Origin of the sequence: Flavobacterium ardleyense (assembly GCF_033547075.1) — a bacterium.
Lineage (GTDB): Bacteria > Bacteroidota > Bacteroidia > Flavobacteriales > Flavobacteriaceae > Flavobacterium > Flavobacterium ardleyense_A.
On record NZ_CP137891.1, the window covers coordinates 1,629,746 to 1,645,503 of the forward strand.

At 36.1% G+C, this 15,758-nt stretch carries 9 protein-coding genes; 2 read left to right on the forward strand and 7 right to left on the reverse strand.

Translation table 11 applies throughout. From position 1 onward, the window contains the following. Positions 1 to 7: 7 nt before the first annotated feature. On the reverse strand, positions 8 to 3,127 hold the full coding sequence (locus tag SBO79_RS07075) for a PAS domain-containing protein (protein ID WP_318639721.1): 3,120 nt from the start codon (positions 3,125 to 3,127) through the stop codon (positions 8 to 10). 542 nt (positions 3,128 to 3,669) lie between these two features. Here SBO79_RS07075 and typA point away from each other — a divergent pair. Next, positions 3,670 to 5,466, forward strand: coding sequence for a translational GTPase TypA (gene typA / locus SBO79_RS07080; RefSeq protein ID WP_318639722.1), 1,797 nt, complete (start codon positions 3,670 to 3,672; stop codon positions 5,464 to 5,466). Between the two features lie 249 nt (positions 5,467 to 5,715). On the opposite strand, the gene SBO79_RS07085 is transcribed toward typA, so the two are convergent. Together SBO79_RS07085 and SBO79_RS07090 are read right to left on the reverse strand one after the other, a co-directional pair. Then, positions 5,716 to 6,699: an ISAon1 family transposase gene (locus SBO79_RS07085; protein WP_454771244.1), complete on the reverse strand. Its 984-nt coding sequence runs from the start codon at positions 6,697 to 6,699 to the stop codon at positions 5,716 to 5,718. Then, on the reverse strand, positions 6,689 to 7,042 hold the full coding sequence (locus SBO79_RS07090; protein ID WP_318639724.1) for an ISAon1 family transposase N-terminal region protein: 354 nt from the start codon (positions 7,040 to 7,042) through the stop codon (positions 6,689 to 6,691). The genes SBO79_RS07085 and SBO79_RS07090 overlap by 11 nt, the downstream gene beginning before the upstream one ends. A 270-nt stretch (positions 7,043 to 7,312) precedes the next feature. On the opposite strand from SBO79_RS07090, the gene SBO79_RS07095 reads away from it, so the two are divergent. Next, the gene (locus SBO79_RS07095; protein ID WP_318639725.1) at positions 7,313 to 8,239 is read left to right on the forward strand and encodes a proline and serine-rich protein 1 family protein; all 927 of its coding nucleotides are present in this window, start codon (positions 7,313 to 7,315) and stop codon (positions 8,237 to 8,239) included. 196 nt (positions 8,240 to 8,435) lie between these two features. Here the strand turns inward: SBO79_RS07095 and SBO79_RS07100 are convergent, their stop codons facing one another. The 4 genes from SBO79_RS07100 to SBO79_RS07115 are packed head-to-tail and all read right to left on the reverse strand — an operon-like array spanning position 8,436 to position 15,208. Further along, positions 8,436 to 11,159, reverse strand: a complete 2,724-nt coding sequence (locus tag SBO79_RS07100) for a T9SS type B sorting domain-containing protein (RefSeq protein ID WP_318639726.1) — start codon at positions 11,157 to 11,159, stop codon at positions 8,436 to 8,438. Positions 11,160 to 11,171: 12 nt separating this feature from the next. Beyond that, positions 11,172 to 13,457: a choice-of-anchor L domain-containing protein gene (locus SBO79_RS07105; protein WP_318639727.1), complete on the reverse strand. Its 2,286-nt coding sequence runs from the start codon at positions 13,455 to 13,457 to the stop codon at positions 11,172 to 11,174. Between the two features lie 11 nt (positions 13,458 to 13,468). Then, positions 13,469 to 14,302, reverse strand: coding sequence for an ABC transporter permease (locus SBO79_RS07110; protein ID WP_318639728.1), 834 nt, complete (start codon positions 14,300 to 14,302; stop codon positions 13,469 to 13,471). 15 nt (positions 14,303 to 14,317) lie between these two features. Further along, positions 14,318 to 15,208, reverse strand: coding sequence for an ABC transporter ATP-binding protein (locus tag SBO79_RS07115; protein ID WP_318639729.1), 891 nt, complete (start codon positions 15,206 to 15,208; stop codon positions 14,318 to 14,320). Between the last annotated feature and the right edge of the window lie 550 nt (positions 15,209 to 15,758).

Consider the following 15,758-nt stretch of genomic DNA (forward strand, 5'->3'; position numbering starts at 1 on the left):
CTTTTATTTATTTTTTAAAGGCTACAATAAAACAACTTCCCTTACCCAATTCACTTTCTACTGTAATTCCTCCACCCATACTAGTGACCTGAGATTTTACTAAATATAATCCTAAGCCTTTACTATCTGGATAATCGTGAAAACGCTGATATAAGCCAAACAATTTATCTCTATTTCTCTCCAAATCAATTCCAACGCCATTGTCTTCAAATCGCAATATAATTTCGTCTCCAATATCTTCCGACGATATATTTATTTCTAATTGCCGACTAGAATCACTATAACGAATAGCATTTGTAATCAAATTTAAGAAAATACTTTCTATATATGTCTTGTTTGCTGTTAAAAATGGCGCCTTTGTTGTGTCAATTGTGATTTTAGGCGCATAAAGGCTAATTGTATAGCTTAATTGGTCTAAAATATTTTGAAGAGCATCTTTAATGATAATCTGCTCTCTCTTAATCGATAAATTATCTTTAATAATTACTATATTAATAAGATCGTTGATTGTTTGATTTAATAAATGAGTTGATTTTGAAAAGCCATCAATAATTTCTTTTAAATCTTCATCTTCAATTACAATATCGTCAATTAAATTGAGCAAACCAATCAAATTTGAAAGCGGTGCTCGAAGATTGTGCGATGTAATGTAAGAAAACTGTTTTAAATCATTGTTATGTCTAGTCAATTCCTGTATCAAATGTTCCTTTTCTTTTTCTTGTTCTTTTTGATTTGTAATATCAGATTGTAAGGAAATCCAGTGAGAATGCTCTCCTTGATTATTAGATACGGGAATCATAGAAAAACGTGCCCAATATTCCTCTCCATTTTTTCGACGATTTAGCGCTTCAAAGACAAATTCTTTATTAAATTCCTCAGCTCTTAAGAGAATAGTTTGTTGTTCTACCATGGCATTTTTGCCTAGGAACATTTGTGGTGATTGCCCTACTACTTCATCAAATTGATAGCCCGTCATTTTTGAAAAAGCAGGATTTGCGTAGACAATTTTTGGCAAGGCGTAAATGCTTCGGGGCGTTTCGGTGATGATAACTGCGTCGTTTGCTTGAGTAATGGCCGCGCTCAATAGTTTTAGTCGCTCTTCCTCAATTTTCGAATGGGTAATGTCTTGCATTGAGCCTATCATTCGTACTGCTTTTCCTTCGCTATTCTTTTCCAAAAATCCACGATCTAATACATATTTATATGTGCCGTCTGCGCACTTTAGTCGATACTCATCGTGCCATTTTTCTGTTTTCTGTTCTAGAAAATTATATAATTTGACCGATACACGGATACTATCTTCTGGATGTACATTACTAAACCACCAAGTTGAGGTTTCTTCGATATCTTCCTTTTTATAACCATATGTTTCAAAAATTCCCTTATTCCAACTCACAACATCGGTCACAACATTCCAATCCCAAATGGTGTCGTTAGTTGCTTTGGCAACCATTTCATAACGTTCTCTCGATGTTCTGGTTTCGGTGATTGCTCTATTTTTTGCAACTAGCACCCCCACCAGATTCGTTATTCTCTCTACTAATACTTCCTCAATCTCGTCGGTTTCAATAAATTCTGTAAAAAGTAGAACAACATTTGCAATTGTCTCATTTTCTTTATTTACTGCAGGCGAAGTCCAAAAGTACTTTACATTAAAAAGATTTGTAACTTCAATCGTTTCAGCCCAACGCTCGCTTTCAGAAATCTTTCCACGGTGTCCCACCTTGTCACAGAGAGGATTTATAGTTTTACTATGTTCTGCAATTTCACGTACAAAATAGTTATTATGATCTCTCTGACTAATGCTTTCTATATGTCCATGATCACTCATCGTTAAAACCATACATTTGGTGTTTGGAATTAATTCCTCCATTTTACACTCTAAGTATGCAATCACTTCACAGAAATCGATAGTCTGTGCAGCGTTCATTTCGTAAACCTGCTTTTCGAGAGCGATTAATGCGTTTTGTGCCGTAACTTCAGTGATATCTGTAAGTGCACCAATTCGCTTGTAGGGTTTACCATTTTGCACGAATATGCGATATCGCTCCAGAATAGTTTGATATCTGTTATTTGATTTAAGTATTCTATATTCATCAACAAATGGCTTTTGATGGGTAGTAGTAAGGCTTGTCTTAAACTTCTTAATCAAGCGTTGCTTATCATCAATATGTATCTTTTCGAGATATTGGGCAAAATATTCTTCAAGATATTCACCTTCTATAAAGCCATAGATTCCATCTTTATTCGAAGTAAATAATAATTTTGATTCGGGAAAATATTCGTAGATAGTCGAATTTGTGGCTTGGGCAATTGCGCTAAAACGTTCATTATTCTCAAGCCTAAAGGCATCTTTAATTTCCTGACTAGGATGCACCTTAATGTCGACAATAAATTGACCTTCTACTTCACAATCTTTAAAAAAATTTGCTTGAAAGATTTCAAAACTTCCACTAGCGCTGAGAAATCGTATCGGGTGCAGTGTTATGATTTCTTCTTGATCCAGCAAAGCAGCTAAATTCTCTAATTGCCAGTGATCGTCCTTGTGTACATAATCTCGAAGATTTTTCTTAGAAAGACATTCGTTATTTAATTCTAATTTCTCAATTAGTCCCCTACTAGTTTGTTTAAAATCAAGTTTGGAGGTTAATGCGCTAACGAGACTTCCGTAGTAATTACTAAGAACATCAAAAAACTTGTTTTTATAAGCAGAACTCACATCGTCCCGACCATTATTCTTTCGACTTAAAACATTGTAAATGCTTTGCTGTAATTGTTGGGTTGAGTAAAAAGTATTGGTCAGAATTTCGCTAACTCCCAACTCAATTAATTGCTGGGTAAAAAAATAATCCGCGCTTGTACAAAATACAATTGCGGCATTATCTGAAGTTATATTCGAAATATTGTTGCGTTGAGCCACTACTGAAAGATCGAAGCAATTATCGAAAAGCATAAAAACAGTGCTTTCATCGGTAAATTCTTCCGAAACTGCATAATCACTTAAACAGTCAAATGATAGGAATCTAGATGATGAAAAAACTTTGTCGAGATGCTGTATTAAATCGAGTTTTTCTTGCTCGTGGCTATTTATTATAATAAACGAGGGATTTGGGGTCTTTGACGTCATTTAGTAATTAATAGGTATAGAGAATGAAATAAAGCGCAAATTGGCGCAGTGATAAAATAAAATTTGGCATTTTATCAAATATACGTTTTAAAGTAAAGTCACAACACCAAGAATTGAAGTTTCGAAGATAAATCAGATTATTTGTACAAGATTTGCAAAGTTTATAGTGAAGCACTCTTTCTGTCGCGAAAATATATCTCTAAATCTACAAAGCTTGATGTCTGGCTAAGCTAATATTATTTTTTCAAACGTAAATTTAAAGAATTATCCTGTATATCGTGGGCAAAAAAGATGAATTCATTTTTAAAACCTTCGCAATAAGCTTATTTTGTCAAGTACAGCTTATTTTTCAAGCTCGATTTACCTAGTCATTTCTTTATTTTTTTAACAATTTAATGTAAAGAAATCAATATTATAAGCTGCCAAAAATCATTTTTCAAATCTTAAGTCGTGAGACTCAACATTTTTGATAAAAAACAACCTTAAATATAATAAAAAAGTAAAAAAGAAATGACTACATTTGCACCCACAAAAAATATTAGATGGAATCTATCAGAAACATTGCAATTATTGCCCACGTCGATCACGGTAAAACTACCGTTGTAGACAAAATTATGTACCATTGTCAACTATTTCGTGAAAACGAAAATACAGGAGATTTAATTCTTGACAACAATGACTTAGAGCGTGAAAGAGGTATTACCATTACTTCGAAGAACGTTTCGGTAATGTATAAAGGAACAAAAATCAACATTATTGACACTCCTGGTCACGCCGATTTTGGTGGTGAGGTAGAACGTGTATTAAATATGGCCGATGGTGTGTGTCTTCTTGTAGATGCATTTGAAGGACCAATGCCACAAACACGTTTTGTACTTCAAAAAGCACTTGATCTAGGACTTAAACCTTGTGTTGTTATCAATAAAGTTGATAAAGAAAACTGTACGCCAGAAGAAGTTCATGAAAAGGTTTTTGACCTTATGTTTGAACTAGGTGCTACAGAAGAGCAACTTGACTTCCCAGCAGTATACGGTTCTGCAAAAAATAACTGGATGTCTACCGATTGGAGAGTTCAGACTGAAAATATTGAGCCGCTTTTGGATATGGTTATTGCAAATGTACCTCCTCCAAAAGTTTCAGAAGGTACTCCACAAATGCTTATTACATCTTTAGATTTCTCAGCATTTACAGGACGTATCGCAATTGGTCGTCTAGAAAGAGGTGTACTTAAAGAAGGAATGCCAATCTCTCTTGTAAAAAGAGATGGATCTGTAATGAAAACTCGTATCAAAGAACTTCATACTTTTGAAGGTCTTGGTCGTAAAAAAGTTCAAGAAGTAATTGCAGGAGATATTTGTGCAATTATTGGTGTTGATGGGTTTGAAATTGGTGATACAATCGCTGATTATGAAAATCCTGAAGCTCTAAAAACAATTGATATTGACGAGCCTACAATGAGCATGTTGTTTACAATTAACGATTCTCCTTTCTTCGGAAAAGAGGGTAAATTTGTAACTTCTCGCCACATTAGAGAGCGTCTTACTAAAGAATTGGAAAAAAACTTAGCGATGAAATTGGGTGAGACTGATTCAGCAGATAAGTTTATGGTCTTTGGACGAGGTGTACTTCACTTATCTGTTCTTATCGAAACGATGAGAAGAGAAGGATATGAACTTCAAATTGGACAACCACAAGTTATTATCAAAGAAATTGATGGTGTAAAGTGTGAACCAATTGAAGAATTAACAATCGATTTACCTGAAAATCTTTCTGGTAGAGCAGTAGAATTTGTATCACTTCGTAAAGGTGAAATGCTTTCTATGGAAGGAAAAGGAGAACGTATGATTATCAAATTCAACATTCCATCTCGTGGAATCATTGGACTTCGTAACCAACTTCTTACAGCAACTGCAGGTGAGGCGATTATGTCACACCGTTACATCGGATATGAGCCTTTCAAAGGTGCTATTCCAGGTCGTAACAACGGTTCGCTAATCTCTATGGAAAACGGAAAAGCAATTCCTTATTCTATCGACAAATTGCAAGATCGTGGTAAATTCTTCGTTCACCCGAATGATGAAATTTACGAAGGTCAAGTAATTGGAGAAAACTCTCGTAGCGATGATATGAGTGTCAATGTTACTAAAATGAAGAAACAATCAAACGTTCGTTCTTCTGGAAATGATGAAAAAGCGAGAATTATCCCGCCAATTATTTTCTCTCTTGAAGAAGCGTTGGAGTATATTCAGAAAGATGAGTACGTTGAGGTTACACCAAAATCAATCCGTATCCGTAAGATTTATTTGACAGAAACTGATAGAAAGAGATTTAAAATCTAAAACTATTTTTTATATAAATTAAAGCCATTCCTAGTGAGTGGCTTTTTTTTTGGAGCTATTTCCCGCTTTCTGCTACAATCTGCAAGCGCAAATTCCTTGTGCACATTCGCGGCAAGGATCCCGATAGCTATCGGGACTATGGTCGCTCTTGCCGCGCAGTGCCCAATGTCATTTGCCACTTGCAGGATTTCCACGTCAATCGGGGCTAGAAATTCTGGCTTAATACGGATCAAGAACAAAACTTGGGGATTAGGCAAATAGTTTGGTCAATCTGAAAAGGAAAAAATCTACCTTTCTGACGCCTCTAAATTGATTTCTAAATGCTTTTATTTTGGCATTAAAAGATTCGGCTCCGGCGTTTGTACTTCTTCTTTCAAAATAATTTAAGATCGAGTCATAATTGATTTTGATGGTATTCATAATGGTATTGAAACTCTTAATATCTAACTTCTCTACTTCATTATACCAATGTGCTAGTTTTGTTATGGCTATTGACTTTAGAGTATTGTGATTGTAAATAGTTCTAAGTTTTTGACTTAGATCATATACTGTTTTAATTTCCGGATGTTCTTCGAAGAGGATGTCAGCTCTTGCTTTCTGAGTCTGCGTCCACTTATTTTGAGATTTATACAATAGAAATCGGCCTCTACTAAGTAATTGCTTTGGTGAATCACCATTTGAATATTCATTAATAATTAGTTGTGTTTTAGAGGACTTTGCTTCGGCTATAGCGGTATTTTCTTTGTCTAGAGCCAACCATTTTAATTTGATTCGAACTTCTTGAACAGCTTCCAGAGCTAACTTCTGGACATGAAAACGATCGGTAACTTGTATGGCTTTTGGAAAAGCCTTTTTTGCTATCAACTTCATGCTGTTTGCCATATCCAAGGTAATTTCGGTCACTTGATTGCGCAGTTTCAAATCTATTTTTTGCAAGTGATCAATGACGACATCAGATTTTGTTCCTGCAAGAATCGCTACTATGGCTCCTTTCTTCCCTTTTGCAGCCTTGTTGGTTACTACCGTATAAAGTTCACCCATAGATAGATTCACTTCATCAATAGAAAGATGCTTGCCAATGTTTTCGGGAAAAAGCAACCACTCACTGGCATGATTTCCTTGATTCCAGGTTGAGAAGTTACTGAGATGCTTTTTGTACTGTCTTTGAAGCTTTTTACCGTTGACTCCAAAATAGAAGCCGATAGTATGACAATCATTTGCTCTAGTATCGATTAATCTCTTTTAAAAAAGCCGCAAACTCAAGAGTCATGCGGGTTCCTTGCGCTATTAAATTCCAGTCACGCTGTATGATTTCGTTGGTGTTTTTATCAGTCCAACGCCGTCTTTTAATATGTAAATACACCAATTTGCCTCTTAAGGGAAAATCTTGTATGGTAACTTCATTTAGAAAACCTTTTGAGATTAAAATACGCTCTTTATCTTTGGTTGGTACGCTGTTTCTTTCGTCAAAAAACAGATGCATTTTTTCCTCTTCAATTATAGAATTCTTTAAATCAAAGTGTTCGACAAGAAATTCAGGAAGGATTAATTTTAACAATTCTAAGTAGTTGTCCAAGGGTAAACTTTTTACTGTAAATGTCGTAAAATTTATTCCCCCCCCCCAACATTTGAGATTGATCCCTTAATACGGTGTTCGCAATCTAAGACCAAACTGAAAAGTATTAGAAAAGTAAAAACTCGTTAGTTTCAACTACTTAAAAATCAAAGCACACTATTATAATGTAAATGGTAAAGCATACTCTATCACAATTTGAATTTGCTAGTCAAAATTTATTGGCACAGTATTAGAATGTGCCAATAATAACAACCATTAAAACCTAGCATTATGAAAGCGAACTTTACTATTTTACTTGCATTCTTTAGCCTTGGCATTTTTGCCCAAGAGGCAGGAAAGGTTGGCGAACTCATAAAGAATGAGGCCAAAACTAGCGAGATGCAAACCGAACAAGCAAATAGGCGACCTAATAGTCAAGGAGCGCAAACTGCGAATGGAAAACGACCTAAATCAAATCGTCCAGTTCCGCAAAATAACAATGACTATCGTTGGAATTTCAACTACGGAAACTCTGAAGTATTCTTGAGAATTCCTGAATACGGAAGATTCACCGTAGAAATTGGAGATCAGATTATGAGCAATGAGTCTGGAAAATTCAGATTTTTCGACCTTAAAGGTGGAAGTGTTCCAATTGCAATCTACGACGAAAACTTTCTGATTTATAGGACTCGAATCGTATTGAGAAACAATACTAGAACAGTTTTGGATTTCTTTTCAGATAAAGGTTTGTATCTATTAGGAAACTTTCCACAACCCAAGCAAGCCTACGGTTTCAATGAGTGGGATGATATTTGGAACAACCCATATTCTGGTCAAGGAAGCCAATGGAATAATAATTTTGGGAATGACGGGAACTATAATCATCAAGGATACTACAACAATCAAGGAGGCGAACATTATTATGCAGCTGTAATGAACGATCAAGAATTCACACAGTTTTTAAAAGCCTTACAGCGTGATGCGAGTTTTGATGATAGCAAGATTGCAATGATTCAAAATGTGGCACAGCATACTTCTTTCAAAGCAGTTCAGGTTTACGAATTAGTAAAAACGCTTAGTTTCGATAAAGGGAAAGTGCAATTAGCGAAGGAACTTTACAGCAAGTGTGTTGACAAGAAAAATTATTACCAAGTCTTTGAAGCCTTGAGTTTTGATAGTTCAAAACGCGAACTGAATGATTATATAGCCGGCAGATAAAAAGAATAAGGGGAAACGATATTTTCCCCTTATTTATTATTTAGCACATAGCGAAAATATACGTTCATAGATTAGGCAATACTACAACACAACAATCTTAAATTATACAACCATACATTATACAATCAAACAACCATACAATATACATTTATACATTATACATTTATACAACAATACATTATACAACCATACAATTCTATCTCACCAAACTAAAATGTCCTTTGTATTTTGTTCCATCTGGCAGAGTGGTGGTAAACCAATAGTCAGTAGCGGGTAGTGCTTTGCCATTAAATTGCCCGTCCCAGCCGTAATTTTTCGGATCAATTTTCGTCAATAATTTGCCGTATCGGTCAAAAATATAAATATCAGAACTTGTATTGTATTTTTTATTAATTCCCAAAACACTCCACGTATCATTTATGCCATCACCATTAGGAGTAAAGAATTTAGGAAACTCAAGTACAGTAAATACTTTACTTACTGTACCGCAAGAATGTGGACTTTTTATGTAAACGATATGTGCTCCGCCAGCAAGATTTGTAAAAATATTCGATTCTTGATAAGGACCATTTTCCGAATCTACGCTATAGAGATAACCCCCATTTGCATCAAGAGTAGCAATTACAGTCACAACATTGTCACCTCCCAAACCGCTAACAATTATAGTTTCTATCTGTGCTTTTGTCGCAACTCTCACTTCATACTGCTTAGTTGCAACACATCCGTCAGCGTTTGTAACCGTCACCGAATAAGTTGCCGCAACATTTACAATTATCGTAGAAGTGGTTTGTCCCCAATTCCATAGATAGGTTAAACCTGCTTGGCTATTCAACACTTCTGCCTTAAGTGAAACCGTTGCAGATGGATTATCGGTACATATATATTTTATAGGCGAATCTTTTATGATAGGTGTTTTGTATACAGTAAGTCTTATAGGATAGATAGCATTACAACCTAGACCTGGAGTATTTACAACTGCGTAGATCAGCTGAGTATTAGCAACTGTATTTGTAAAATTTTGCGATAGCGGATTTTCAGCGAGATAGAGATTTGCAGAGGATGCATAATATGTTATTGTATTTTGCGCAGCTCCGCCAAGATCTAAACTTGCCAAATTAAAACTTGCAAAACCTGCACTCGTTGTGCTACAAGCAGATAAGGCAACTTCTGCTTCTTCCGAATTTGTAATGCCCAAGGTTAGTGTGCTAATGCTGCTACAATTTTGAGAGTTTTTCACCACTGCAAATACTTGTGTCATATCAATCGTAGTCGAAAAGATTGCTTGAAGTACATTTGTTTCATTTTCGGCATCTTCAAGAGTTGGATAAAACTTTACTTCCATTCCTGTCTGTGTTCCTACAATTTGTGAAATCGCGTTGTTTAGGTCGAAAAGAACTTCTGATCCATCTCCCAATGCACACTGCTGCAAAGTAGCATCGGTGGCATTTGGATTTTCGATAATGGTAATATTGATCGTGTTTATATTTACTTCACCATTGTATACAATTGTTGCTGTAGCTGTGTACGGTCCTGCTGCACTGTAAGTATGTGTTGCATCCTCAACTGTCGAAACAGCAGATCCATCGCCAAAATCCCAACTTATACTATCAAATTCTTGGAGAGAGTTGACGAAGAAATTTGTAGTATCTCCCAAACAAAAGTTTTCTGCAGTTAGGCTACTTGAGAAAAACGAAGTGATAAAAGGAGGGAGTCCAAAATAGCAAATTCCTTGGTCTAAGTAGACTGCTGCTTGTTCGTAATTGCAGGCTGCGCCCAAATCATCAGGATTATTTATAACATCAAGTACATTAGTTTGCAATCGGGCAAGATAGATTTTTTGATTTGGTCCTAATTGCAAAGATCCCGCAGAAACAGTAGAAACCGTAAAGCCCGAAGTATTGATGGGATTGCTTTCAAGGTCGTATTGCACAGTCGAATTATCGTAGGCAACATAAAGCCTTTTGGCAGAAGCCGAAAACTCTATTCCATAAGGTGATACGTTATTTCGAATAAGAATCGCATTGCTTACAGTTCCGTTTTGATTGTTAAAATCATACAAGTAGACAACTCCATTGCTAGTTGTCCCACCTTTTGAAGTGCCTAATTGCTGATGGGCGATGGCAATTTTCTTTCCGTCGGGAGACGCCTTTAACTGGCCAATCGAATTTCGTCTATAACCACTTACAGGAACAATTGGCGCAATTTGCGTGACAATTGGCGTTTGATTTACACCGTTGGCATCAATTTTAAAAGCGTAAAATTTATCAACAAATTGAGTTATAACCCAATATCCCGAATTGTCTGCAGCTTTTACCGCAGTAATTTTCTCAGAACATTTATATTTTATTTCCTCGCCTTCAGGATCAGGATTATACGTCACAAGATGCGTGTTGCGAACAGAAATATCTCCAATACTTCCATTTTCGCCAATGATGGACATATCTACAATCGAATAATTAAAGCCGTTGTTAAAACCGTCATCTTCTTCAAAAGATACATTTGTGTTCTGATCGGGATAAGTATCTCTATTATCGTGATGCGGCTCGTCAACCGTAAAAATGTAATAAATATTTGGATCGCCTGGTTTCGGAACTATAATTGCCGACTGTGTACTTGAGGGATCTCCCAACAATCCGGTCAAGTTATTATAATCGCCATTGGGCATTTCTACGTGATTTCTGTCCCATACAGTTCGTCCATCGGTGTAAAGCATTAGATTTCCATTCACGTCAGAATAAGCGCTACAGCCTTCGGTAGTCTGAATCATAATCGGATTCGGATTTGTAGAAAGAGTGGTGATAGTTCCATCATTTTCGAATTTTATACCCGCTTTTCCACCAAAAAACCAGTTAGAGGCTTCGCCTTGCGAAAATGCAAAAGTGCTACTTAGCACTAATAAGAGAAGTAATTTTAATTTCATTTATAAAAATTATTATCGTTTTAATGTAAAATGGCCTCTGTGCAAAGTGCCATCTTGGAACTGCAACGTAAACCAGTAATCAGTCGAGGGCAGTTGCCTCCCGCGATAGAGACCATTCCAGGAATCCTGCTTGTTGGAAGCTATAAAAATTGTCTTTCCGTAACGATCAAAGATACTAAGTCTTGCTCCAGAAATTGCGGAGAAATTGTTGATTGTCCACAAATCATTCTCCCCATCCCCATTTGGAGTAAAATATCGTGGATAGTCCAAAACATAAAATCGGAAAGGCGTGCTAGATCCGCAGTTATTTTCTTTGATATAAGCCAGATAAGTGCCCGCTGCAATATTACTAAATAATGGACTGTCCTGATAATTTATTCCATCTATAGAAAATTGATACGTACCAAGTCCATCATATTGTATTTCTGCGGAATTATTTGCTCCAGCAAAATCTACTACCAAAACATTTGTAATAACTGCGACGTTCGATAAAACAACCGTAAACGCTTTTGTAGCCGTACAACCATCAGAATTTGTGACCGTAACAGAGTATGATCCTGCCGAATTCACTTGAATACTATTTGTTTGCTGACCAGAATTCCATAAGTAGGACTCGAAGCCAGAAGAGACTAACAAAGTAGTAGAGCTTTTTTCGCATAAAATTTGCGTTGTGGCAACAAAATTAGGAAATGATTTTACTTCCAGTTTAATTTTGATAATTCCATAGCAATCAGAACCGTTTATGATTCTTCCATAGATAGTTTGCGAATTTGCTATAGTATTTGCGAAGTTATTTGGCAGTTGATTTTGCTGTAGCAATGCATCTTCTTCATTTGCATAATAAAAAATCTGAAGTCCGTTTGCCAAAGTTGGAAAGATTAAGTCACTTACCTGTGTTGATAAATTAAAAATCGAAAATCCATCTTGCACCGTATCTGTATCGCAAATTTTAATGATCGGAATTATTGGAAGTGCTTCATTCGAAATAAGTAATTCTATTGAAGTAATCGTAATACAGCCATATAGATTTTTGACCGTCGCAAAAACTGTAGTTGCTGAAGATGCGTACGCTGTAGAATTTAGAATTGGATTTTGTTGCAAATCAGCATCGGCGAGAGTTGCATAATATGTGATACTATTAGTGGGAGTAGTGGTGATTTGAAAGTTTGCCAGCGTTAAATTAAAAAGTGTTATTTCATTTCCATCAGGATCACACTGAACAATTGTTGCGGTATTTACAGTTGGAGAGGTGGCATACTCTATTTTTATCTCCCCCTTTGCTACACAACTAGTTCCAGATAAATTGACATTTACACTATATATTCCTGCAGCAGCCGCAAGATAATTTGGATTAGTTGCTCCAAAAATTTCAACAGAATTCAAAGACCATTGATAGGTATTTCCAGTGCCAGCAATTGTTGCATCCAATAACAAGGTTTCGTCTTCGCATAGCGGATTGTTCGTGGCAGTAAGTTTATCAATGCCCAAATTGACCGTTGCATCAAATGATCCACCTTTTAAGAAAATTGCAGAGTCATATCTGATATTCAGATCATCAGCGATTATTAATTTGATATGATAATTTTGACCAGCAACAACATCTCCTTTGGCGGTCATCACAACTGTCTGTCCATTAAAATTTATGGGATGGTTTGAATTATTATAACCGCCAAAATATTCTTCATTCTGTGCGTCGCAGCCATTATTTGATTGTATTAATGGATGAACCGTAGTTACCGAAACAGGGATTGATGTATTTGGAATAACCGCAAGATTCTGATATGGAACGTTGCTGCCTGCGGGTTTTAGTAGAAAAGCAAAACCATCAGAATATTTGCAAGGTGCCGTTCCTTGATATTCTTCCGATGCAAAAATATAATCAAAGCTTATCTGCGATGTAAGTGGTACAAAGTCAAATTCTAAAATGGTTGCGTTTACGGTAAAGTCAAGATTTAATGATTCTTCAAGATCGGCATCGCCCAGCCATTCAGTACTTCCTTCGTCTATAAGATTATCGTTTGGGCCAGGAGTCCGTGATGCTCTACTTGTCGCTAAGACAATTCCGTTTTCGAATGGAAAATTAGAACCATTAGATGTAAAATAAGCATAACTTATTTCGCTTCCGCTAAAGGTGTCGCCACTAGCAGAAATGTTAAAAGCAGTCGCACAATCGCTATTTATCAATACATTTTGTACAAGTTGCTGTGCCGTATAAGTATCGTCAATGCTGATATACTGCGAAAAACTTATCATTGGCAATAGTAGAAGTAGCCAAAACTGTAGCACGAATGCTTTCATATTTTTCTAATTTATAAATCTCTTTTTTTGAGCAGAAACAGAGAAGCAGCTATAAAGATTACGGTCCAAACCGAAACAATAGCAATGTCCGAAAACAGCACGTGATAGTCTTTCAGATCTCCCATTGGGTTTAAAGATTCCTGCATATCTTTTACAATCGTAAGACGTGAAAAAGGTTCTTTGATCAGATTACTCATAGCATCTAATGGAAAGAAAGACATTATGGAATCGGCAGTTTTTTCTGAAACAGAAAAAGTTAGCACTAATCCAATAACACCTTCGATTATATTCCACACGAATAAAAGTCCTAAGGCAAATGCAGATTTTTTGACCAATACTGCCAGAAATAAGCACATTGAAAAGAATCCAACAAGCTTAAAAAAGTAGCCAAGCAGATATTGCAAATCTGTAAAAATGATTGCTGCTGAAGTATCTGTCGAATATATAAAACCCAGTATCAAAGTAAAAATGAATACAAAGATCGTCGATACAATTGCTAGCAAAACTAGACTGAAGAATTTAGATAAAATAAATTCTTCCTTGCTCAAACCATCAATGAGATTCTGCTTCAAGGTGCCATAACTATATTCATTTGTCATCATCGTTATCACTACAATGGCAATAAACAATTTGAAAATTGCCGCGCTATATGTTGTAAAATGCCAGATATAAGGAAATTCGAAAATTCCTTCTCTAGCCAATTGAAACTCATTGATTCCTATATTTATTTTTACTGCTGCGGCAAGTGCGAACAAACTTAAGAGTACAAAATAAGTAATGAGAATAATTTTGCTCGATCTATTCTTAAAAATTTTGTGCAAATCAATTGTTAGAAGTCTTTTCATTTTTTTGCTTGTAAATTATTGGGTAATTTCTAAAAATTGTTCTTCAAGAGTGTTTTTTCGAAAGATAAGATGGTTGAGATAAATAGATTGTGTTGCCAAATATTTATTTAAATCTTCTGCCGCCAAGGGTGTATTCAGGTAAACTAATACTCTGCTGTCTGAAATTTCGGCTTTATCCACTGCGAAATGTTTTTTTAGTACTTCCATTAGCAACAAATTATCAGCAGACGAGAGTTCGAAAAATCCCTCGTTCGTAGAAATTTGATTCACACTTCCAGAAAAAATCATCTCTCCTTTGCGCATAATCATTACGTGCGAACATACTTTTTCTACTTCATCCAACAAATGCGATGCTAGCAAAATTGTAGTTCCTTGCGCTGCAATACTTTTTATAATATCACGAATTTGGTGAATCCCCTGCGGATCGAGTCCGTTTGTAGGTTCGTCGAGAATCAATATTTCTGGATTGTTGAGTAGTGCCGATGCAATTGCAAGACGTTGTTTCATTCCCAAAGAAAACTGCGCAAATTTGTCGTTTCGTCGGTCTTCAAGACCAACGAGAGTCAACGTTCTTGTTATATTATCTGTATTGCAATTTTTGATTTTGCAAACTAATTCAAGGTTTTCTGCGGCGGTCATATACGGATAGAAATTCGGCCTTTCGATAATGGCACCAATTTTTTTAAGCGCATCAGTCGTGCTCATCGTATTGCCAAACCACTCAAAACTGCCAGAAGATTTATTAATTACATTCAGCAGAACGCCAAGAGTAGTCGATTTTCCGCTGCCGTTAGGCCCCAGAATGCCGTAAACATTTCCTTTTTGAATCTCGACCGAAACTGACTTTACAGCCTGCAAACGTCCAAAATTCTTGCTGAGTTCCCGTACAGATAGTATTGTTTCCAAATTATAAGTTGGTTAAAAGTTGAAAAATAATTAGCACTGCAAAGTATGCAATAGTTGAGGCATTTCAATTTCAAAAGTTATACTTTTTGCAGTTTTAATCCTTCTTTTTTTTAGATATTTTTCGGTAATAGAAAGTAGGCTTTCGCCGAAAGACTTCATCTCCTATCATGAGTTCGTAAATGTTAGGCTGAATGTTTATCAGTTCAAGTGGGGAGAGAAGCGATTTTCCCTTTGGCCGAAGCTATATTGCTGGAGAGAAAATTTTAATATGAACGCGGGTCATTTAGAATTAAGAGCGGACAAATTTTATTTTTTATCCAAGATCTTAATTTGCTTCGAGGTTATAGATCATCAAAGAGCCGAGACCATCTAAGAGCCGCGTGCTTAACGCAGCTTATGGGCACGGATTATAAATTCGCGCTATCGGGGGTGTTTTAATTTAGCAAATTGCATTTTTTTCATAGAACTTAGCGGGCTTCGAGGTCAGAGACCATCGAAGAGCCACCTGATTTACGCAGTTTGTGGGCACGGATTATAAGTCCGCGCTATT